General features: G+C 44.7%; 19 protein-coding genes. 8 read left to right on the top strand and 11 right to left on the bottom strand.

Annotated features, from left to right (window positions below):
- Positions 1-130: 130 nt before the first annotated feature.
- From ACIG3F_RS00375 to radA, 10 genes are all read right to left on the bottom strand, one after another.
- On the bottom strand, positions 131-3,007 hold the full coding sequence (locus ACIG3F_RS00375) for an EAL domain-containing protein (RefSeq protein WP_396468878.1): 2,877 nt from the start codon (positions 3,005-3,007) through the stop codon (positions 131-133).
- 177 nt (positions 3,008-3,184) lie between these two features.
- A complete protein-coding gene (locus tag ACIG3F_RS00370) occupies positions 3,185-3,895 on the bottom strand; it encodes a 16S rRNA (uracil(1498)-N(3))-methyltransferase (protein ID WP_396468877.1) in 711 nt (236 codons plus the stop codon).
- A gap of 37 nt (positions 3,896-3,932) precedes the next feature.
- The gene (gene metF / locus ACIG3F_RS00365; RefSeq protein WP_396468875.1) at positions 3,933-4,769 is read right to left on the bottom strand and encodes a methylenetetrahydrofolate reductase [NAD(P)H]; all 837 of its coding nucleotides are present in this window, start codon (positions 4,767-4,769) and stop codon (positions 3,933-3,935) included.
- Between the two features lie 182 nt (positions 4,770-4,951).
- A complete protein-coding gene (gene ahcY, locus ACIG3F_RS00360; protein ID WP_396468873.1) occupies positions 4,952-6,334 on the bottom strand; it encodes an adenosylhomocysteinase in 1,383 nt (460 codons plus the stop codon).
- A 383-nt stretch (positions 6,335-6,717) separates the two neighbouring features.
- The gene (locus ACIG3F_RS00355) at positions 6,718-7,242 is read right to left on the bottom strand and encodes a tetratricopeptide repeat protein (protein ID WP_396468871.1); all 525 of its coding nucleotides are present in this window, start codon (positions 7,240-7,242) and stop codon (positions 6,718-6,720) included.
- Positions 7,243-7,340: 98 nt separating this feature from the next.
- Positions 7,341-7,679 (bottom strand): DUF3325 domain-containing protein, encoded by a 339-nt coding sequence (locus ACIG3F_RS00350; protein ID WP_396468869.1) that lies wholly within the window; start codon positions 7,677-7,679, stop codon positions 7,341-7,343.
- Positions 7,676-9,409 carry a PepSY-associated TM helix domain-containing protein gene (locus ACIG3F_RS00345; RefSeq protein WP_396468867.1) on the bottom strand — a complete coding sequence of 578 codons (1,734 nt, stop codon included), beginning with the start codon at positions 9,407-9,409 and terminating at the stop codon, positions 7,676-7,678. Before ACIG3F_RS00345 ends, ACIG3F_RS00350 begins: the two co-directional genes overlap by 4 nt.
- Before the next feature lies 1 nt (position 9,410).
- Entirely contained in the window at positions 9,411-9,767 is a 357-nt protein-coding gene (locus ACIG3F_RS00340; protein ID WP_005106369.1) for a hypothetical protein, read from the bottom strand.
- Between the two features lie 224 nt (positions 9,768-9,991).
- Positions 9,992-10,996 (bottom strand): TIM44-like domain-containing protein, encoded by a 1,005-nt coding sequence (locus tag ACIG3F_RS00335; protein WP_336018395.1) that lies wholly within the window; start codon positions 10,994-10,996, stop codon positions 9,992-9,994.
- A 118-nt stretch (positions 10,997-11,114) separates the two neighbouring features.
- A complete protein-coding gene (gene radA / locus ACIG3F_RS00330) occupies positions 11,115-12,506 on the bottom strand; it encodes a DNA repair protein RadA (RefSeq protein WP_004731817.1) in 1,392 nt (463 codons plus the stop codon).
- 174 nt (positions 12,507-12,680) lie between these two features.
- Here radA and ACIG3F_RS00325 point away from each other — a divergent pair, with 174 nt between their 5' ends.
- Entirely contained in the window at positions 12,681-13,085 is a 405-nt protein-coding gene (locus ACIG3F_RS00325) for a hypothetical protein (RefSeq protein ID WP_396468864.1), read from the top strand.
- Positions 13,086-13,181: 96 nt separating this feature from the next.
- Here ACIG3F_RS00325 and ACIG3F_RS00320 read toward each other — a convergent pair whose 3' ends face one another.
- On the bottom strand, positions 13,182-14,528 hold the full coding sequence (locus ACIG3F_RS00320; RefSeq protein ID WP_005247668.1) for a sodium:alanine symporter family protein: 1,347 nt from the start codon (positions 14,526-14,528) through the stop codon (positions 13,182-13,184).
- 319 nt (positions 14,529-14,847) lie between these two features.
- On the opposite strand from ACIG3F_RS00320, the gene ACIG3F_RS00315 reads away from it, so the two are divergent.
- The 7 genes from ACIG3F_RS00315 (at position 14,848) to ACIG3F_RS00285 (ending at position 20,988) form a co-directional block, all read left to right on the top strand.
- Positions 14,848-16,251 carry an amino acid permease gene (locus tag ACIG3F_RS00315; protein WP_005247666.1) on the top strand — a complete coding sequence of 468 codons (1,404 nt, stop codon included), beginning with the start codon at positions 14,848-14,850 and terminating at the stop codon, positions 16,249-16,251.
- 132 nt (positions 16,252-16,383) lie between these two features.
- Positions 16,384-16,617 (top strand): lipoprotein, encoded by a 234-nt coding sequence (locus ACIG3F_RS00310; RefSeq protein ID WP_005252493.1) that lies wholly within the window; start codon positions 16,384-16,386, stop codon positions 16,615-16,617.
- A gap of 24 nt (positions 16,618-16,641) precedes the next feature.
- The gene (gene lysA / locus ACIG3F_RS00305) at positions 16,642-17,886 is read left to right on the top strand and encodes a diaminopimelate decarboxylase (RefSeq protein WP_253137788.1); all 1,245 of its coding nucleotides are present in this window, start codon (positions 16,642-16,644) and stop codon (positions 17,884-17,886) included.
- A 12-nt stretch (positions 17,887-17,898) separates the two neighbouring features.
- Complete coding sequence (dapF, locus tag ACIG3F_RS00300; RefSeq protein WP_004645716.1) at positions 17,899-18,744, top strand: diaminopimelate epimerase; 846 nt, start codon at positions 17,899-17,901, stop codon at positions 18,742-18,744.
- An 87-nt stretch (positions 18,745-18,831) separates the two neighbouring features.
- Entirely contained in the window at positions 18,832-19,437 is a 606-nt protein-coding gene (locus ACIG3F_RS00295; protein WP_396468861.1) for an alpha/beta fold hydrolase, read from the top strand.
- Positions 19,438-20,373 (top strand): site-specific tyrosine recombinase/integron integrase, encoded by a 936-nt coding sequence (gene xerA / locus ACIG3F_RS00290; protein ID WP_396468859.1) that lies wholly within the window; start codon positions 19,438-19,440, stop codon positions 20,371-20,373.
- 231 nt (positions 20,374-20,604) lie between these two features.
- Positions 20,605-20,988, top strand: coding sequence for a hypothetical protein (locus ACIG3F_RS00285; RefSeq protein ID WP_004645713.1), 384 nt, complete (start codon positions 20,605-20,607; stop codon positions 20,986-20,988).
- Positions 20,989-21,097 lie beyond the last annotated feature (109 nt).

The raw sequence follows: 21,097 nt of genomic DNA, 5'->3' as shown, positions 1-21,097 counted from the left end.
ATCGTTGTAAAGATTACCCGGTCAGCGGGCAAAGAATTTATTTATGTTCCTGAATATACCATTTGTTAACCAGTTCGGACAGACAAAGACGGCCGTTTTTCCAACAAACTTATTGTGCTCGGGTATGGACTTAGACTTGAGATATATAAGTCTGATGCGTCTTGTCTCGCATTAAATAAGCGGTTGCATCCTGCTCAGGAAGCGGTTTGGAAAATAAGTAACCTTGGGCAATATCACAGTCTAAATCACGTAGATATTCTAGCTGCTCTTCGGTCTCGATTCCTTCCGCGACCACGGTCATCCCCATGGCTTTACCCATGGCCACCATGGCACTGACAATCGCTGCTTGCTTGTTTTCCCCAATCTTGCAAACAAAACTGCGATCAATTTTTAAGGTATCAATCGGGAAATCAGCAAGATAGGAGAGGGAAGAATAACCTGTGCCGAAATCATCCAGGGCAATATGAATATGTCGCTGTTTAATTTCATTCAGCAGGTTTTTGACCGCTTCCGAATTTTCAATTAAAGAAGATTCGGTAATTTCCAGTTCCAGGCTGGCGCCAGAAATCTGGTTGTCTGCAATGGCCTGATCCAGATCATCAAGTAATTGACCACGGCGCAATTGCTGCGCCACGATATTGACTGATACACAAATATGATTAAAGCCCAGATCATTCCATTGGCGAATCTGTTTAGCGGCCTGCTGGATCACCAGACGGCCAATGTCTGAAATCAGGCTGGTCTGTTCCGCTAACGGGATAAACAGCCCGGGTGCGATAATGCCTTTTTCTGGATGGTTCCAGCGAATCAGCGCTTCAAAGCCATAAATGCTTTGATTGCTGAAATTGATTTTTGGCTGATAATACACCACCAGTTCATTATTCTGGATCGCTTTACGCAAATCCCGTTCCAGAAAAACCCCTTTATTCTGTAACCCATTATTTTCACTAGAATAAAAATGAATGGTGTTGCCACCGAGATTTTTGGCTTCGTTCAATGCCTGTTCGGCGCAGTTATTTAAATAATCCAGCTGACGGCCATGATCCGGATAAAATGCCACACCCATGGACAAGGTAATCACATGATCCTGACCGTAAATATTAAACGGTCTGCTAAAGGCCTGAGCAATGCGTTCACAATGGTGCTGAACTGAGGGGCGAATATGTGAGATTTCATAGAGAATCGCAAAATCATCACCATTTAGATGTGCCACAAATAGCGCTTCTGCATTGGTCATGCGCAGCCGCTGCGCCACCTGACGTAAAAGTTCATCACCGCCGTTATTAGACAGGTATTCATTCAATGGCCGGAAACGGTCGATGTTAAGCCGAATCACAGCCATCTCTTTAATCGAGTCTTTTTGCGAAACCAGATATTGATGCAACTGATAATTATAATAGAAGCGGTTCGGTAAATCGGTCAGCGTGTCGTAATTTTCCAAATAGGACAGGCGCTGTTCCTGTAATTTACGTTCAGTCAGATCTGAGACAATGCCAATATAATGGGTAATCCGGCCTTCATCATCAGTCACGGCATTAATATGCAGCCATAAAGTCGACTCTTTACCAGACAGAAATTTGGCATAAACCTCTCCATCATAAGAGCCAATCTTTTGAATCTGTTTGACAATATTGGCCTGAAAAGTACGTTGCTGGGATTTATTTTGCACCGCAATATCAAATAAGGATTTACCGATAATCTCGTCACGCTCAAAACCGCTCAGGTATTCGTAGTGAGGATTGACATCGATATAATCTAATTCAGGATTCAGAATGAAAACCCCTTCCGCAGCCTGTTCCAGTACACTGGCCACCAGCTTTAAACGTTCTTGAGACAGACGTTCCTGCTGGATATCACGACGGATACCGACCATGCGCAAGGGTTTTTTATTTTTAGGATCACGACTGATCACCCGGCCAATATCATGCACCCAACTCCAGCCACCTTCACTGAGCTTGATCCGGTAAGTGGCATCATAGCGTTCAATCTGGCCACGCAGATGCTGTTTCATATTGTGCTTAAAATAGTCTAGATCTTCAGGGTGAATCAGATACTGTAATTGCAGATTGTGATCTTTGGAGTCGTGCAGAATCTTTTCGTCTTTATGATTGGTTAAGGTGATGCTGCGCTCTTGAATATTCCAGTCCCATGGCCGAATACCGGCAATTTCATGTGCAAGTTCTAGGTTTTGCTGCTGATTCTTCAGGTCATGATTGATCTGTTCAATATCATAGGTACGTTCCCGTACTTTTTGCTCCAGCAATTGATTGCTGAGCTGTAATTGCAGTTCAATATTTTTGGATTTATTAACTTCAGTTTTGAGTTGCTGGCACAGTTCATGAGTCCAATGCACTTGCTGTTCGGCATTTTTCACCAGAATATCATTTTCCGCATACAGGCGTGAGGTACGGCTGTGAATTCGATAACTACTCGTCGCGCACAGCAAAATCACAATCATGGCGAAATTTAAGGCCAGGGCAAAGAAAGGATTGGAATGACCTATATGATAAATTTGCGACAATAAAAAGGGCAGTAAAGACGGTAGAAATGCCAGACAGAAATAACTCAGTTTCTGGGTCAGGTAGGTTAAACCAAAAGTTTGGGTAACAATCAGCAATAAGGCAGACAAGGTCAGTGCTTCAATATCTTCAAATGCAGGATTGGCCTGTGGCAAATAATAGTAAATCGTAAAAATACCTGCCGCGATACTGATCCCAACAGCTAGGCTCTGTATCTGTAACCAGCGGTGCGCACTTTTCTGATTATATTGTTCAGGTTTGAAATACAGCGTACTCACCAGCCAGCACATGCTGACCAGAAGTTCTGTCAGAATAAACCAGGTATTAAAATACGTATTAGACGGGCTATATTGAATGTGATAAATACAAAAAATATAAAGGCAAATCACCATTATACTGAGCAAAAAATAGCGACTATGGCGAAGCGTATTCGCAATTTGAGCATCATGTAAATGCTGCTGAATATAGTCGTCCTGATTATCAACCATGTGATTCAATGCCTGTATTCATCCTAAACGGTTTTCGTCCTTGTGCATTGTTATTATAAAAACCCCAGGAAATGTGTGAAATCAATTAATAAGTATTTATTATTCTTTAGTCGAGATTAGATGTCTTAAAAATAAAAATCAACAAAATTAAAGACAAATTTTTACCCATCCGATGAACTAAAGCACATAATTCAAAATTGACAGGGCAACAACCGGGGCAGTTTCGGTACGTAGTACACGTTCGCCTATACACCAGTTGAGAAAACCTTTCTGGTTTGCGGTACTGATTTCTGCCTCACTCAGACCACCTTCGGGGCCAATCAGCAGGGCAAGATCCAAGGTCGCCTCTGCCAGTACATCTGTTTCATCTTTATTGGGTGCTAAAACCAGTTTGGTTTTCGGGAGTTCAGTGTCTAGCCATTTTTCAAGTGACATAGGCGCTAAAATTTTAGGTACAATATTTAGACCACACTGTTCACAAGCGGCAATAGCAACACCTTGCCAGTGATCCAGTTTTTTCTGGTCGCGATCATACTTTAAACGCATTTCACAACGATCCGAAGTCAGCAGCTGAATCTCGGATACGCCCAGTTCGACTGCTTTCTGAATCGCATAATCCATACGGTCGCCTTTGCTCATGACCTGACCGAGCAAGGCTTTAAACTTGGGTGTGCGATTGGCAGGATTAAATGCATTGACCGAGACGGTGGCTGATTTTTTATTAACCTCGATTAAAGTCACGTCATATTCGCCACCCTGTCCATTGAACAGGGTCGCGCTTTCACCGACTTGCGCGCGTAAAACCTTTACCCAATGATGAAATACAGTTTCCGTAAGCTCAAGGCTGACATCAATAGTTAAATCAGCATCTATATAAAAACGTGGCATTGATCGTTCTACTCAAAAAATCGGTGAAATAAAGGGCTTAAGCTAAACCAAGATCGGTGACCAGCTGACGGGTCGGGTCAGTAGTATTCATGGTGTAGAAATGCAAGCTTGGCGCACCACCTGCAAGTAGACGCTCACAGAATTTAACCACAACTTCATGGCCAAAGGCTTTAATGCTGGCAGTATCGTCACCATAAGTTGCCAGTTGCTTGCGAATCCAGCGTGGAATTTCAGCACCGGTACCATCAGCAAAGCGAATCAGGTTGCTGGAATTGGTAATTGGCATGATGCCTGGCGCAACCGGAATATCGATTCCTGCTTTCTGGATACGATCTACAAAGTAAAAGTAAGCATCTGGATTGAAGAAGAACTGGGTTAAAGCGGCATTGGCACCGGCCTGAACTTTTTCAACAAAGTGCTGAATGTCTTTGTCAAAGCTTTCTGCCTGAGGATGCATTTCCGGATAAGCTGCGACTTCAATCTTGAAATGATCGCCTGAATGTTCCCGGATAAAGCGAACCAGATCCTGTGCATAAGGCAATTCACCCAAACCGACCTGACCAGAAGGCAAGTCACCACGCAGGGCAACAATACGGTTAATGCCTTGAGATTTGTACAGGTCTAGAAGTTCAGCAATACGCGCTTTGTCATCGCCAATACAAGACAGGTGAGGGGCAACAGGTGCACCTTTGCCATTAAAGTCATTGATAGTAGACAGGGTGCGTTCACGAGTGGAACCACCAGCACCATAGGTCACAGAGAAGAATTCTGGGTTTAACAGTTGCAGTTCTTGATGCACAACTTTGAGTTTTTCCGCACCTACATCAGTTTTGGTTGGGAAGAATTCAAATGAAATTGGAATCTGTTTAGACATGTTGAAATCCTTTTTATAAATACTTTTTAATTAGTTTTGCCTCTCCTAAATCCTCTCTTGCGCTGAGCTTCAAAGCAGTGCTTTAAGCACGCTCAGGAGAGGACTTACCCTCGATGACATACATTTGGTAATGAATGTTCCCTCTCCCTATGGGAGAGGGTTAGGGAGAGGGTTGAGTTTAATTAGTATTTATAAGCATCTGATTTGAATGGACCTTCAACTTGAACGCCTAAGTAATCCGCTTGTTCTTGAGTCAGTTGAGTCAAAACACCACCGAAACCAGCAACCATCGCAGCAGCAACCTCTTCATCTAATTTCTTAGGAAGTAGTTCTACACGAATTTGTGCAGCTTTTTCAGATTCTGGAAGATCAGCAAATTTCTCAGCGAATAAATGCATTTGACCCAATACCTGGTTGGCAAATGAACCATCCATAATACGTGATGGGTGACCAGTCGCATTACCAAGGTTCACCAGACGGCCTTCAGAAAGAAGGATCAGGTAATCATTTTCATTTTCTGAACGATACACTTGGTGAACTTGGGGCTTAACTTCAACCCACTTGTAGCCACGTAGGTAAGCTGTATCAATTTCAGTATCGAAGTGACCGATGTTACAAACAACTGCGCCAGCTTTTAATGAATCAAGCATTGCAGCGTCACATACGTGGTAGTTACCTGTTGTAGTTACGATCAGGTCAGTATTTTGAAGAAGATCAAGATTTACGTCTTCTTTCTTGCCAGTTTGCACGCCATTTTTGTATGGAGATACAACTTCGTAACCGTCCATACATGCTTGCATTGCGCAGATTGGGTCAACTTCAGTGACACGTACAATCATGCCTTCTTGACGAAGTGATTGAGCAGAACCTTTACCAACGTCACCGTAACCGATGACAAGCGCACGACGGCCAGATAACAGCATATCTGTACCGCGTTTGATGGCATCGTTGAGTGAGTGACGGCAACCATATTTGTTGTCGTTCTTAGATTTAGTAATAGAATCATTTACGTTGATTGCAGGAACTTTCAACGTGCCATCACGAAGCATTTCGTACAGGCGTTGAACACCTGTCGTTGTTTCTTCAGTGACACCGTGAATTTTTGCAATCACTTCTGGGTATTTTTCGTGAACAAGTAGCGTTAAATCACCGCCATCGTCAAGAATCATGTTGGCATCCCAAGGTTTGCCATTTACATTGATTTGTTGTTCAAGACACCACATGTATTCTTCTTCAGTTTCGCCTTTCCAAGCAAATACAGGAATGCCCGCAGCAGCGATAGCAGCAGCAGCATGGTCTTGAGTTGAGAAGATGTTACATGAAGTCCAGCGAACTTCAGCGCCCAATTCAACCAGTGTTTCAATTAAAACGGCAGTTTGAATGGTCATGTGGATACAGCCGAGAATTTTCGCGCCTGCAAGTGGTTTTGCTGCCGAGTAGCGTTTACGCAGACCCATGAGGGCTGGCATTTCAGCTTCAGCAAGTTTAATTTCTTTACGGCCGTAATCAGCAAGTGAAATATCAGCAACTTTGTAATCTGTAAATGAAGCAGTAACCGCGTTCATCAGGATCTCCTAGGAAAAAATAGATTGGATCGTTCTGTTCGCGGATGCCGTTGTTGATCAGAACGAATGTCTGACCGATGGTCGAGCCTAGCGATTTTACATTTAGTGCCTGTAAAACGTCGCAGCATCCCTCGACTAGCGCCGTATTGTACTTGGATTCTATGAATGAGCCAAGTTGAAAAAAGATAATATTAATTGTTTTCTAAGCTTTGAGTTTTTAACTGATCAAAAGCCTGTCAGCCTGTAGGCATTAAAATCGAATATTTTCTATTTATTCTTTTTTTTTTGATTCTCCCGCCTAACAGGGGAGTAAGCACGATATTTAATTTTATCGTCATTATTATGCGTTTAAAAAAGCCCATCATCTGAAGGGCTTCTTTTCTTTATTTAGTATCTTGCTCAGCAGCATCCGCTTTTTGGGTCCAGAATTCTGTTTGTATGTCATCAGCTACAACACCAAGACCATTTGCATAAATAAAAGCAAGATCGCGCATGGCCTGAACTTCACCCCATTCCGCAGCCTGTTTGACTAAAGCAATCGATTTCTCTACATTTTTTTCAATCACATCACCGCGACGGTAAAAACCTGCCAGTTCTAAAGTCGCAGCAGAGTGCTTCTCGATATTGGCCTTGCTTAACCAGTAATAGGCTAACTCAAAGTGAGCTTTCGATTCTTCCGGATCTTCTTCTGCCAATTCTTTGGCATAAACGGTATAACCTTCACCTAACCAGTACATTGCATCAACCAGCCCGCCGTTGGCAGCTTTCAATGCCCATTCTTCAGCAAGAATGATGTCATCATCATGCTCGCTTTGCATATACAGTTCAGCCAGTTCAAATTGCGCTTCAGCATTGCCAGCTAAGGCAAGATTAGTCAGGGCAGCAGAGGGAGAAACACGCTGGGTCATATCAACATCTCAAAAGTATTATGTGTAGACTAAAAGGTTTAAATCAAAAAAGCTAATCCGAAGATCAGCTTTTTAAAGAGATTGGTCAATCAATGATATTAGATCAAGCAAAGAATCCCTGAGATCAAGGCGATGAACACACAGAACATTACGATCACTTTAATTTTACTTGCCAGATAGCTCAGACTTAAACCGACCACCAGTGCTGCCAAAGTCAGACTACCCAGCCAGTAACTGATCATATTGCTGACAGCTCCTGTTAACAGACACAGAGTCAGGGCAATTATGAGCAATACCCAACCGAGAATAGTCGCAAGTTGTGTTTTTGCAGGGGCAGGTTCTGTGTCAAAAATCTGTTTTTGATGCTTGGACATCGACATGGCAAGCGCAAAGAAACCCAGTGAAGTTAAAGCCCAAATCAGTAAGAAAAACATCATGACTGATTCTCCTTGAGAGCAACCTTGGCTTTTTTAGGCGACAAGCCTTTATGGTTTTTCACTTTTTTAAATGAAAACCAGAACAAGATCGCAAGCCCCCACATCGCCAGATCAAAAGAAGCAATGACGCATTGACCATGCATGATGCTATTCCAGATTGCCTGGCCGCCGGTCAGAAAATTGACGATTGGGAGCAAGGCAAATGCGGCAGTGGCAAGCAGTAATAGTTCCAGCCAAGCCTGACGATGCCTGCGAATCATGGCATACAGCAATGTCAGTAACCAGACGATAAAGAAGCTACGAATTTCCCAGTTTAAACGCATTTCCATGTCTGCCGGAATAATACGATTGGCATAAAAGTAGGCAGCACAAGCAATAGGTAAACCAATAATGGCAGCGATATTGGTCACTTCCACAAGACGATAACCAAAAGATTTATAACCTTGTTTCTGTTGTTGCGGGGCACGTTTGACACACCATAGAATCAAACCGGTCGCAATCATCAAGGTGCCCACCACACCTGACATGAACAATAACCAGCGTAGAGCCAAGTCCACGCCACGTGCTTCATGCAATGTGGTGAATACATTATAAATACCATTTGCGACTGAAGGCGGTTTCAGTGTGGTTTGATCCGGCTTTAATTCACCTGTCACGCCATTGAAAGCAAGACTCGGATAAACACTACGATAAGCCACACTGACTCCATTTAAGGCACGAAGCTCAATTTCGGCTTTAGCGGTATTTGGCTGGATAATGTTAATTGTACCAACCGGATTATTTTTCCATTCTTTCTCGGCTGTTGCCAAGATCGGAGCCAGATCGGTTAACGCTGCAGGAGGTGCAGCTTGCATTTCATCACGAGAGCGGCGTCCTGCACCCCGTGCCGACATTTCACCACGCTCGCCACGATTTTCTCTCTCAGCTTGCGGTCGACGTTCTTTACTCTCACTATGGCTTTCACGGGATTCAGCCTGAATGCTGTTGTCCTGAATCAAGCTCTTGCGTTGATCTTGCAGAAATGCACCTCGATTTTCATAAATCTGGTTTACGCCCCAAGGCATGAGTGTAAAGAGCAGCAGTAATAAGCCACTGAAGGTAATCATGATATGAAAGGGCAGGGCACATACCGCAGTAGCATTATGCGCATCTAGCCAGGAACGCTGACCTTTGCCGGGACGAAAAGTAAAAAAATCCTTGAAAATTTTCTTATGGGTAATGACACCGCTGATGATTGCCACCAGCATGAGCAGGGTCGCAACGCCGACCATCCAGCGCGCCCAGATTCTTGGCAAACCATACAATTCAAAGTGGAAACGGTATAAGAATGAACCACCGCGTGTTTCACGCGCTTGCAAAACTTCGCCGGTGGCGCTGTCAATCGTCACGCGGGTACCGCCACGACGGGCACGCGGATCTTCGCCGGCACTACGAATAGTCAGGGTGGTAGTATTTTGGCGTGAGTTAGGAAGCTGGATTGCCCAGCTGCCAGCATCCGGATGGTGCTGTTGCAGATAAGCCAGTGCCACACGGGTTTGTTCGATTTGAGTCTTTGGTGGAACTGATTGATGAAATTCCGGTTTCATCCAGACGGTAATTTCGTTCTGGAAAAAGCTTAAGGTTCCGGTCAAGAAAATCGCATATAAAAGCCAGCCTAAAATCAGACTGGCCCAGGTATGCAACCACGACATCGACTGGCGTGGACCTTCGGGTTTTGCATCTACTCTCATCTCAATTTCCTAAAAGCTTATAGGCGATATAGAGTAAAACACCGGGAATCGCGATCCCGAGCGTAGCTTTGAGCGTCTTATTCACCATAAATACCCAGATAAATGCAGCAGCATTCAAGCTAAAGCCAATCAGGGTGGCGGACATGGCTGCACTGCTTCCACTGTCGATAAAAAGCTGGGCAATCACGATCGTTGCCAGTGTAGCCAGTAGATAACCGCCAGCACCCGCCAGAATAAAGCGATATAAAATCATCCCACGATAAGCCAGCATATTTGCTTTGACTTTATTTTTGCTTGATGGTTTCGGTGCAGTAACTGTTCCAGTCGCTATGGCTTGCATATTCGGACTATTCATCATCGAAAATTCTATTTACAAACTTATGAAGTAATTAATGATAATGATAACAATTATTGTTTAGATTTTAAATATGGGTTGTTGAACTATTTATATGAAAAATAAGTAAAACTGGAAGTTAAGTTAAAAAAGAGAGGGGGGAAGGGAATTAAAAAAGATCAAAATGTAAGGCTTACAAATAAAAACAGCGGCTCGAAGGCCGCTGTCTAAACTTCATTTATTCACGATTAGTCTTGCTGAATACCTGCAACCACCCAGTCCTGATTTGAACCTGCTGGTTTGGTGAAATGCCAGATTTCTGCGAACGGTTGCGGCAAGCTGTTTAAGTCTTCGCTTACCGTACCTGTAAAGCGTACGCTGACAATATACTGGCCATTGTCAGTCGATGAGTCGACGACCATCGCATTCAGATTTGAAAACTCGGCAACATCCTGATCCTGATTGCTCATGATGTCGTTATACATTGACTGATAAAGTTCAGGAGTCAGATAACGCTGAATTTCAGAAATGTTGCTTGCTGTATTCATGGACTGAATATGGTTAAAACGCTGACGCGCTACACGCAAGAATGCTGCAGGTTCAGTACCATCCGGTAACTGGCTGCCACTTTGGGTATAAGCTGCACCAAAAGGCGCGTTATTTACCGGAGCAGAACCGAACGGAGCATTGTTACTTGACGTTTGACCACCCACATTCTGACCAAAAATATTGGTACTGTCACCACCGCGAGGTGCAGTCGGTGCCTGACCAAAAGGTGCTGTATTACCAGCACCGCTATTTGGTGCAAAAGGGTTAGAAGCTACTTTTTTTTTTGCGCCCATTTTACGGAAAATGAAGAAGGCAACAGCAGCAGCAAGAAGGATCCAGATCCAGCCTGGAATACCACCTTTTTCCTCTTCGGCTTGAGCAGCCTGAGCTTCAGATGCTGCTACACTTTGATCATCCGCCAAGGCATTGGCAGCAACTGCACCAATCGCAGCACCGGCTACACCCGCGGCAACCATGCCGCCGACACCCGGACCGGATTTTTGCTGGGTTGCAGCACCGGCAACTGGCGCTTGTTGAGCAGGCGCAGCTTGACGAGGTTGTTGATAAGATTGAGTAGGTTGTGCAGAACGTTGCATGCCGTGACTTTTACCGCCACCGGCACGTTTTGCTTCAGCTGCAAAAGGCGCAACCAATAAAACTGCTGTCAAGATACCTGTGATCAAACCGCGCTGTCGAACTTCCATTCATTTTTCCTATGAGAATAAAACCTGTTTGTACAGTCTATTTATATAGGCTTTGTGTGGAATTTCAATCAAAAATCTGTATTTTTTTGCTCTTTGTACGAAATGAGCCGGTTTACAGTTAATTGAGTTCATCACTCAGCGCCATTGCCTCGCTCAAGGCTTCATGTAAACGCGCAACTGCAATAATTTGCACGCCCTCGATGGATTTTTGCGGTGCATTGCCGCGAGGGACAATAATGTATTTAAAACCATGTTTAATCGCTTCTTTCAGCCGTTCCTGACCGTTCGGCACAGGGCGAATCTCTCCAGACAGGCCGACTTCACCAAAAACCGCCAGCTGTTGCGGTAAGGCTTTGCCACGAATGCTGGAAGCGCAGGCGAGAAGTACCGCCAGATCCGAACCGGTTTCGGTGATTTTCAAACCACCGACGATATTGACATAAACATCCTGGCCGGAGGTTTGCACACCGCCATGCCGATGCATGACTGCAAGGAGCATATTTAAACGGTTCTGATCCAGGCCGAGCGCTACACGTCTCGGTTGGCCATGTGCATCATCGACCAGCGCCTGCACTTCAACCAGAAGCGGGCGCGTACCTTCACGGCTGATCATCACAATCGAGCCGGGAATCGCTTCATCATAACGGCTTAAAAAGATGGCTGAAGGATTAGATACTTCGCGCAGACCTTTATCGGTCATGCCGAACACACCGAGTTCATTGACCGCTCCAAAACGGTTTTTGACCGCTCGGATCATCCGGTAACGTGAATCCGACTGGCCTTCAAAATACAGCACACAGTCGACCATATGTTCCAATACACGTGGGCCAGCCAGCGCGCCTTCTTTGGTTACATGGCCGACCAGAAACAAAGACGTGCCACTATTTTTGGCAAAACGGGTCAATAGGGCCGCTGATTCACGAATCTGTGAGACACCACCCGGGGCAGATTGCAGGGTTTCGGTATACAGGGTTTGGATTGAGTCCAAAATGGCCACTGCAGGACGTTGCTGGGCCAGTACTTCACAAATACGTTCGACACAGGTTTCTGCCATGACTTTGAGTTGGTCAGTTGGCAGATCCAGACGCTGGGCACGTAAAGCCACCTGAGATAAAGATTCCTCACCGGTCACATACAGGGCCGGATTTTTGGCAGATGCCATGTGCGTGGCTGTTTGTAGCAAGATGGTAGATTTACCAATTCCGGGATCACCGCCGATCAGGACCACCGAACCGGTCACCAGTCCGCCACCCAAGACCCGGTCAAATTCGCTGATACCCGTCGGCAGACGGGTTTCATGAGAGACTGAAACCTGATTTAAAGTCGTGATGCTGGACGCCTGGCCCGCATATCCACCACCAATTTTTGGCTGGGCGCGATGCGTCACTGCCGGTGCAATGGTTACCTCAACCAGGCTGTTCCATTCCCCGCATTCAGAACACTGCCCCGACCATTTTGGATGATCGGCACCACATTGTTCACAACGATACACACTTTTTGCTTTAGCCATATTTGAAGATGAAGCGATTGAAATTGAGTGACAGCATAGCGGTGAATGCCATCGAAAACCAAGTCTTTCACCTGAAAAATCATGGTTTTTACGACAAGTCTTGTCGTTTTTATTTATGCTGATTTGAATGCTGTGCGTCAACGCCGTCTATAATGCCCATCTTGTTATGCTGGAATGGAACAGATCTTGTCACAATTGTTGAAACATATTGATGCGATCGCACGCGAAAAAAACCGTGATGTGCTGTTTGTGCATTTTGATCATTATGTCCATCCAGATCGGGACACAAACTCGGTTCGCCAGATTTTGATCGGCTGGCTAGAGCAACAGGGCATTGTCTATATGCCGTGTTTAGGTGTGGATCAAACCGTCCATAGTGAAATCTACCTAGGTGGTCTTTATCTGGATGTACCTTTTGATTTGCATCATAAAACCTATCAAAAATTGAGTAGGTATCTGGAAGATGAACAGGGCAATATGAAAATTAAAGGCATTCAGTTTTTTGTTTTATCTTTGGGACTAGCACTGGAGCTTGAATCTGAGTGGGACAAGCTGGCTTGTAGTGGTTTACGTTGCTAAAATTTCATAATGAAAAATGGGAAAACTGAAGTATAAAAAAGCCACGATTTACGTGGCTTTTTTATATGTGAATTGAATATTTACACAACTTATCAATTAATAAAGTTCACCAGATTTACGTCTTGCAATGAAGTCTTTCGACTCTTTGGCAATAACACCAGACAGAAGTAATAAGCCAATCAGGTTTGGAACCGCCATGAGGCCGTTGAAGGTGTCGGCAAATAGCCAGACCAGATCCAGTGTGGCCACACAGCCAATGAAAACTGTAGCAATGTAAATGATACGGTAAGGCAGTACGAATTTTTCACCGAGTAAATAGGTGGCACATTTTTCTCCGTAGTAGCTCCAGCCTAAAATGGTGGAATAGGCGAAGAAAATAATACCGAAAGTGACCACCCAACCACCGACACCCGGCAGCAGTTTGTCGAACACGCCGATAGTCAGTACCGCACCGGTTTGATCTCCGAATGAATTACCGGCCATGATATAACCCATCACCAGGACAATACCGGTAATTGAACAGACAATAATCGTATCAATAAAGGTACCGGTCATAGATACCAAACCTTGACGGGCCGGATGATCGGTTTTTGCCGCTGCGGCAGCAATCGGCGCAGAACCCATGCCGGCTTCGTTGGAGAATACACCACGTGCCACACCATAACGAATCGCCGCACCAATCGCACCGCCCACTGCAGCTTCACCGGTAAATGCATAGGTGAAGATCATTTTTAGTGCCGGCACGACCAGTTCCAGATTATTAAAAATAATAATCAGACCGCCAGCCACATAACCCACCGCCATAATCGGCACGATCACAGAAGAAGCTTTGGAAATCGATTTAATCCCGCCCAAAATCACCAGTGCTGAAAAGGCAGTGATAATGATTCCCGTCATCCAGGTTTCGATGCCCAAGCTGTTTTCAACCGCCAGTGCTACAGTATTCGACTGTACTGAACTGCCGATTCCAAAAGAAGCCAGTGTCCCGAACAAGGCAAAAATCAGTGCCAGCCATTTCCATTTCAGACCACGCTCGATGTAGTACATCGGACCACCCGACATTTCACCTTTTTCATTTTTGACTCGGTATTTGACTGCCAGAACACCTTCGCCATATTTGGTGGCCATACCAAACAGGGCGGTCATCCACATCCAGAACACGGCGCCCGGACCCCCGAGGACACATGCAGTGGCTACGCCGGCAATGTTACCGGTACCAATCGTGGCAGAGAGTGCGGTCATGAGTGAAGCGAATTGGGAAATGTCCCCTGAGTGGTCAGGATGCTTGCCAAAGACCTGTTTGAAGGCTAGGGGCAACATGCGGAACTGCCAGAACAATAAACGGAAGGTGAGGAAGATCCCGGTACCGACAATCAGTACCAGCATATAAGGGCCCCACACCCAGCCGCTTAAAGTTTCCATTAAACTTTGTAAATTTTGCATAAAATTCTTCTTATTGATCCATGTCTGTGTAGTTCGAGGTATTGATTAAAAAGCAATTGCTATGCCAGATGCATTCATCCTGAATGCATAAATTGGCTGAATAGTGTTCTATTTTTTACACAGTTTTAAAAATTTGACAAGAAATTACTGGAATATCGCAGGTCAAAAATAAAGCAGAAATGTAACTGTAGAGCGATATAAGAAAAATAAATTAACTTCTTCAATTAATCAGGAAATACAAATGATGCAAATTTTATTTTTGTATTCAGCATTTTTTACGTTAATTTGTCGCGAGTAAAACTCAAAGTTGTAATTAATAATGTCAGAAAAATATAACAATTCGTCGGCAGAGCACGGTGAATTAAAGCGGAGTTTGTCCAATCGGCACCTACAGTTAATTGCCATTGGGGGCGCCATCGGAACTGGCCTGTTTATGGGGTCGGGTAAAACCATCAGTCTCGCAGGTCCTTCGATTCTGGTGATCTATATGATCATCGGTTTTATGGTCTTTCTGGTGATGCGTGCATTGGGTGAACTGTTACTCTCCAACTTGCAATATAAATCATTTATTGATTTTGCCACGGATTTGATCGGGCCTTGGGCCGGATACTTTGTTGGCTGGACCTACTGGTTGTGCTGGATTACCATCGGGATCGCGGATCTGTCAGCCATTATTTACTATCTGCAATTCTTCAATAATGGCTTGCCCTTTAGCCCTGAAGAAGGCGTCATGATCAGTGTTGCCGCGATTGTGTTTATCATGGGCTTGAATCTAGTCACGGTAAAACTGTTTGGTGAAATGGAATTCTGGTTTGCCCTGGTCAAAATTATCGCCATTGTGGTGCTGATTGCCGTTGGTCTGTGGATGGTATTTACCGGCTTTACCAATGATGTCGGTACGGTCGCATCCTTTAGTCATATCTGGGAGCATGGCGGTTTGTTCCCGACGGGTGCCATGGGCTTCCTGGCCGGTTTCCAGATTGCAATCTTTGCCTTTGTCGGGGTAGAGCTGGTGGGTACTACCGCGGCTGAAACCAAAGATCCGGAAAAGAACCTGCCAAAAGCGGTGAACTCTATTCCGATCCGTATCATTATTTTCTATGTATTGGCACTGCTCATTGTGATGTCAGTAACTCCATGGAACCAGATTGACCCGAATGTCTCGCCTTTTGTAAACCTGTTCAGTCAGGCTGGCATTGCAGCGGCTGCGATCATCATGAACCTGGTGGTATTGTCCTCGGTGATGTCATCGATGAACAGTGGCGTATTCTCGACTAGCCGTATGCTGTTTGGCCTGTCGCGTGAAGAGCAGGCACCGGTTGCCTTTGGTCGCTTGAATCGTCGTGCTGTCCCTGCAAATGCCCTGTATTTTTCTGCCGTGTGTTTGTTGCTGGGTGCAGCACTGCAGTATTTCGTTCCGGATACTGTTCGGGCCTTTACCTTGGCCACGACTTTATCCACGATTCTGTTTATTTGTGTCTGGATCATCATTATCTGGAGCTATATCGTGTATTACAAAACACGTCCAGAGCTGCATGCCAAATCGACCTTTAAGCTGCCAGGTGGTTTATTGACTTGTTGGGTCGTGATTATTTTCTTCCTGAGCATGATCGTGGTTTTGGCGCTGGAAGAGGATACTCGCCAGGCACTGATGATCAGTCCGATCTGGTTTATCCTGCTGATCATTGGCTATTTTGGTTTCTATAAACAGAAACATAAATAAACCTTATCAATAAAAACGTCAGCGATCTGCTGGCGTTTTTTTTTGTCTAAAGATACTCTCTAGCGTTTAACGCTTGGGTCATGCCGAATGATCGCGTTATACTTCATCGAAACTATTACATTAGGTGGTCAGATGCGCCAAGTCATTTGCTACATCAGTATCTTAGCGACGGGTCTTGCTCTTGCAAGTTGTGGACAGTCAGGTGCTTTGCACTTGCCGAATGATCCGAATTACGACAAGCGTGCCAAGTATCTGTTATACAAAAATACTGAAACTGAGCCTAAAGCGTCCGATGAAGAACGCGAGGCACCTGTGCAACAACAGTTTGCTGCACCTACCGATTCAGACGTTAAAACCACACCATAACGCTTTCACAGAAAGGATACCTTCATGAGTTTCACCCGCATTAATGGGGTATTGCACGCTGAGCAATGTTCATTACAACAGCTCGCGGAGCAATTCGGCACACCACTCTATGTTTATTCTAAAGCCACTTTGGAAAAGCATTTTTTAGATATGGATCGTGCTTTTGATTTTATCCACCATCAAATCTGTTTTGCGGTAAAGTCCAACTCTAATCTTGCGGTATTGAATGTATTGGCCAAACAGGGTGCCGGTTTTGATATTGTGACCGGTGGTGAATTGGCGCGTGTGCTGAAAGCCGGTGGTGATGCATCGAAAATTGTATTTTCCGGTCTGGGTAAAACTGAAGCGGATATCAAAAAAGCGCTAGAAGTCGGGATTGCCTGCTTTAACGTCGAATCGTATGCCGAGCTGGATCGTATCCAGAAAGTTGCAGCTGAATTAAATGTCAAAGCGCCGATTTCCTTGCGTGTGAATCCGGATGTCGATGCCAAAACCCATCCTTATATTTCAACCGGCTTAAAAGAAAATAAATTCGGTATTCCCTCTGATAGCGTGTTTGAAACTTATCAATATGCAGCGTCATTGCCAAATCTGGATGTGGTCGGGATTGACTGCCATATCGGTTCACAGCTGACTGAAACCCAGCCATTTGTGGATGCACTGGATCGTGTCATTGTCATGATCGACCAGTTAAAAGAGCTGGGCATTCACCTCAAACACATCGATATCGGCGGTGGTCTGGGTGTGACGTATAAAGATGAAACCCCGCCGTCGGTTGAAGAATATGCCAATGCGCTACGTCCAGCTTTAGAAAAATTGGGCTTGAAAGTGTATATGGAACCGGGACGTAGTATCTCTGCCAATGCAGGTGTGCTGCTGACTAAAGTGGATCTATTAAAACCAACGAATCACCGTAATTTCGCGATTATTGATGCTGCGATGAATGACCTGATTCGTCCTGCTTTATATGAAGCATGGATGGACATTCAATCTGTTACACCTCGTACCGATGTCGAAACGAAAGAATGGGATGTCGTGGGCGCAATTTGTGAAACTGGTGATTTTCTGGGTAAAGAGCGTGAGCTTGCGATCAAGGAAAATGATGTGCTGGCAGTACTCGGTGCCGGTGCGTATGGTTTCGTGATGAGTTCAAATTACAACAGCCGTGGTCGTGCTGCTGAAGTAATGGTCGATGCTGATCAGGCGCATTTGATTCGTGAACGTGAGACGATTGAATCACTTTGGGAACGTGAGCGTTTATTGCCTTAAGGATAAATCAGGATGTTATTAGAATTTACCAAGATGCATGGTCTGGGCAATGACTTTATGGTGGTTGATCTGATCAGCCAGCGTGCTTATTTAGATACTTTGACCATTCAGCGTTTGGCCAATCGTAACTTTGGCATTGGTTTTGATCAACTCTTGGTGGTTGAGCCACCCGATGTCCCAAGTGCAGACTTTAAATATCGGATTTTTAATGCCGATGGTTCAGAAGTGGAACAATGTGGCAATGGCGTGCGCTGTTTTGCCAAATTTGTACATGATCGTCAGCTCACGACCAAAACCAAAATCAAGGTACAAACCAAATCTGGTATTGTAGAGCCGGAATTGGGTGCGAATGGTTGGGTACGGGTCAATATGGGTTATCCAAAATTTTTGCCTCAGGAAATTCCATTTGTAGCTGATGCGCCGGAGAGCCTGTATGACATCGATCTTGCTGGCGGTGAAAAGCTGACCATTGATGTGGTCAATATGGGGAATCCACATGCGGTGACAATCGTACCGGATGTGATTGCTGCCGATGTCGCACGTATTGGTCCACAAGTTGAATCACATGCGCGCTTCCCGGCACGAGTCAATGCTGGCTTTATGCAGATTATTGATGAAAAACATGCACGTTTACGTGTGTACGAGCGTGGTGTAGGCGAGACCTTAGCTTGTGGTACAGGTGCCTGTGCTGCCGCAATTTCAGGTATGCGTCGTGGTCTGCTGTCGAGTAAAGTCGAAGTTGAACTGGCAGGCGGCAAGCTGCAAATTGAATGGAAAGAAGGTGATGTGGTCTGGATGACCGGACCAACGGCGACCGTATATGAAGGACGTCTGGATTTACGTTATTTCCAGGGTTAAGCTTGGTTCCGCTTGAGAAAAAAGCACTGTCTGATCGATGGTGCTTTTTTTATGCTAGGATGGGAAAAACCGTAGAATTTGAATGAGATGAATACGCTTGTTTTCCTGCCGGGTGCTTCAGGAAGCCAGCACTTTTGGCAGCCATTAAGGGCAGCATTAACCAAATATCCAGATCAGCAAGTCATTGCCTATCCGGGCTTTGATGGCGTAGCACCAAATTTGGCCATTCAAAACCTGTATGATCTGCAAGAATTCGTGAAAGAAAAAATTGAGGATGATTCCATTCTGATTGCCCAGTCTATGGGCGGTGTCTTGGCCGTTGGGTTGGCACTCAATCATCCGCAGAAAGTCAAAGGGCTGGTATTGTTGGCGACATCTGGTGGTCTGAATTTAAAAACTTTTCATTGTGCAGACTGGCGAACAGATTATCGTGAACTGTTTAAAACAGCGCCGGACTGGTTTGAACAAGACCAAACTGAATTTAGCCGCGTTCAGCTCGCAAGTCTGGACGTTCCGATCTTGCTGATCTGGGGCGATCATGATCCTTTAAGTACTGTTCAGCTTGGACAATACTTGGCAGGAATTTTTAAAAATGCAAAATTGCATATTATCCAAGGTGGAGATCATTTCTTTGCCAATACGCATGCAGATCAGGTTGCAATGCTGATTCAAGATTATTTGGAGCAACTCTAAATGGAGCAAGCAGTGATTGTCCCACCTCAACTCTTGCTCAATATGTGGCTGAAAGAACGTGAAATCCAAAACCAGTCCAAACATACCTTGCAAGCCTATGAACGTGATGTCTCGGATTTTTTAGAGTTTTGCCAGCGTGAGCAGCTCAATTTAAACGATGTGGAAGCCACCGATTTACGCCAGTTTCTGGCTGAAAAAGTTGAACAGCATCAGCTCAGTCCTAGCAGCCTGCAACGTATGCTTTCGGCTATTCGCCAGTTTATGAAATGGGCCGAGCAGGCTCAGCATATGGCTTTTAATCCGGCGGATGATTTTCAGTTAAAACGTCAATCGCGTCCTTTGCCGGGCATGGTGGATATTGAAACAGTCAACCAAATTATTGATCAGCCTGCGCCCGAAAATGAAATACAGCAGCAAATGTGGCTCCGGGACAAAGCGATTTTGGAATTGCTTTATTCGAGTGGGTTGCGTCTGGCAGAACTGCAAAGCCTGAGAATTAAAGATATTGATTTCAACCGGCAGTTATTACGCATTACTGGTAAAGGCAATAAAACCCGGATAGTGCCTTTCGGTTCCAAGGCCAAAGACAGCGTGAGGGCTTGGTTGCAAGTCTATCCCTTATGGAATGGCGATTTTGTACCGGAGGCGAATGTATTTATTACCCAGAAAGGCAATCCGCTTGGTGCACGACAAATTGAAAATCGGGTCAAGTTTCAGGCGCAGCGCGCAGGCGTGAATGTAGATTTACATCCGCATTTGTTAAGACATTGTTTTGCGAGTCACATGTTATCGAATAGCCGGGACTTACGAGCCGTGCAGGAAATGCTGGGACACAGTAATTTAACCACCACGCAAATTTATACCCATGTTGATTTTGACCATCTGGCCCAGATTTATGATCAGGCCCATCCGCGTGCGCAGCATAAAGAAGATTGATCATGTGCCCAGTTTTAAAGAATAAAAATCATGAAAATTGTATTTTTGGCACAAAACTTTCATATATAAACCTTAAAATGGAATTGAACTGAACATTGGCGTTCGGGTAAGCATTTCACTATTGTCTTATTCGTTAAATGCGCCATTTCAGGTATAACAATAACTAGTATTTAATATTTAAAATGAAATATTGCTGAGTAGAGTCTCAGCATTTGACCGATGGGAGGTGACATGGACACACTGGTAATTGCAGATATAGAGCAAAAATATGCACAGTTAAGTGAAGCTCAAAAAGAAATGTTTGCAGGTTATGGTTTGCGACAAATCAAGCATTTTGTGGACATTAGCTTACCCAATCTTGAAGCGACCTTACCTGAAGGCGCCATCATTCAAGGGATTAATGCCGATGGAAAAGTTCAGGCCTTTAATGCGGCGACTAGGCAATACTATTTATGGATTTCTGATTTGCAATGGCAATTGTCGAATCGTGCGACCCAGGCAGTCGATTTAAAAGAAGATGCGATTGCAATTTGGCAAATTTTTGAATTGGCAGACTATGAGCTGGTAGATTTAAGCCATGTACATCGTGATTTTTTAGCACAAGAAACTGAGTAAATTCTGAAGCATCCACATAACATAAAAATAAGATTCAGTCCTGTGATTTGGCTTTGCTCAAGAGGAAAAGGTTGTCTTCTATAGGCAACCTTTTCTTATAGTAGAACTT

This window comes from Acinetobacter sp. NPDC052428 (assembly GCF_044547685.1).
GTDB classification, from domain to species: Bacteria; Pseudomonadota; Gammaproteobacteria; order Pseudomonadales; family Moraxellaceae; genus Acinetobacter; species Acinetobacter lwoffii_G.
This window is presented reverse-complemented; position numbering and strand designations above follow the sequence as displayed.

What these genes read in the sequence shown, in the direction of transcription:
- radA (WP_004731817.1), bottom strand. Translation starts at nt 12,506, where the DNA reads ATGGCTAAAGCAAAAAGTGTGTATCGTTGTGAACAATGTGGTGCCGAT.
- ACIG3F_RS00295 (WP_396468861.1), top strand. Translation starts at nt 18,832, where the DNA reads ATGAATACGCTTGTTTTCCTGCCGGGTGCTTCAGGAAGCCAGCACTTT.
- xerA (WP_396468859.1), top strand. Translation starts at nt 19,438, where the DNA reads ATGGAGCAAGCAGTGATTGTCCCACCTCAACTCTTGCTCAATATGTGG.
- ACIG3F_RS00335 (WP_336018395.1), bottom strand. Translation starts at nt 10,996, where the DNA reads ATGGAAGTTCGACAGCGCGGTTTGATCACAGGTATCTTGACAGCAGTT.
- lysA (WP_253137788.1), top strand. Translation starts at nt 16,642, where the DNA reads ATGAGTTTCACCCGCATTAATGGGGTATTGCACGCTGAGCAATGTTCA.
- dapF (WP_004645716.1), top strand. Translation starts at nt 17,899, where the DNA reads ATGTTATTAGAATTTACCAAGATGCATGGTCTGGGCAATGACTTTATG.
- ACIG3F_RS00315 (WP_005247666.1), top strand. Translation starts at nt 14,848, where the DNA reads ATGTCAGAAAAATATAACAATTCGTCGGCAGAGCACGGTGAATTAAAG.
- ACIG3F_RS00370 (WP_396468877.1), bottom strand. Translation starts at nt 3,895, where the DNA reads ATGCCACGTTTTTATATAGATGCTGATTTAACTATTGATGTCAGCCTT.
- ACIG3F_RS00320 (WP_005247668.1), bottom strand. Translation starts at nt 14,528, where the DNA reads ATGCAAAATTTACAAAGTTTAATGGAAACTTTAAGCGGCTGGGTGTGG.
- ACIG3F_RS00375 (WP_396468878.1), bottom strand. Translation starts at nt 3,007, where the DNA reads ATGGTTGATAATCAGGACGACTATATTCAGCAGCATTTACATGATGCT.
- ACIG3F_RS00350 (WP_396468869.1), bottom strand. Translation starts at nt 7,679, where the DNA reads ATGATGTTTTTCTTACTGATTTGGGCTTTAACTTCACTGGGTTTCTTT.
- ACIG3F_RS00340 (WP_005106369.1), bottom strand. Translation starts at nt 9,767, where the DNA reads ATGATGAATAGTCCGAATATGCAAGCCATAGCGACTGGAACAGTTACT.
- ACIG3F_RS00285 (WP_004645713.1), top strand. Translation starts at nt 20,605, where the DNA reads ATGGACACACTGGTAATTGCAGATATAGAGCAAAAATATGCACAGTTA.
- ahcY (WP_396468873.1), bottom strand. Translation starts at nt 6,334, where the DNA reads ATGAACGCGGTTACTGCTTCATTTACAGATTACAAAGTTGCTGATATT.
- ACIG3F_RS00345 (WP_396468867.1), bottom strand. Translation starts at nt 9,409, where the DNA reads ATGAGAGTAGATGCAAAACCCGAAGGTCCACGCCAGTCGATGTCGTGG.
- metF (WP_396468875.1), bottom strand. Translation starts at nt 4,769, where the DNA reads ATGTCTAAACAGATTCCAATTTCATTTGAATTCTTCCCAACCAAAACT.
- ACIG3F_RS00325 (WP_396468864.1), top strand. Translation starts at nt 12,681, where the DNA reads ATGGAACAGATCTTGTCACAATTGTTGAAACATATTGATGCGATCGCA.
- ACIG3F_RS00310 (WP_005252493.1), top strand. Translation starts at nt 16,384, where the DNA reads ATGCGCCAAGTCATTTGCTACATCAGTATCTTAGCGACGGGTCTTGCT.
- ACIG3F_RS00355 (WP_396468871.1), bottom strand. Translation starts at nt 7,242, where the DNA reads ATGACCCAGCGTGTTTCTCCCTCTGCTGCCCTGACTAATCTTGCCTTA.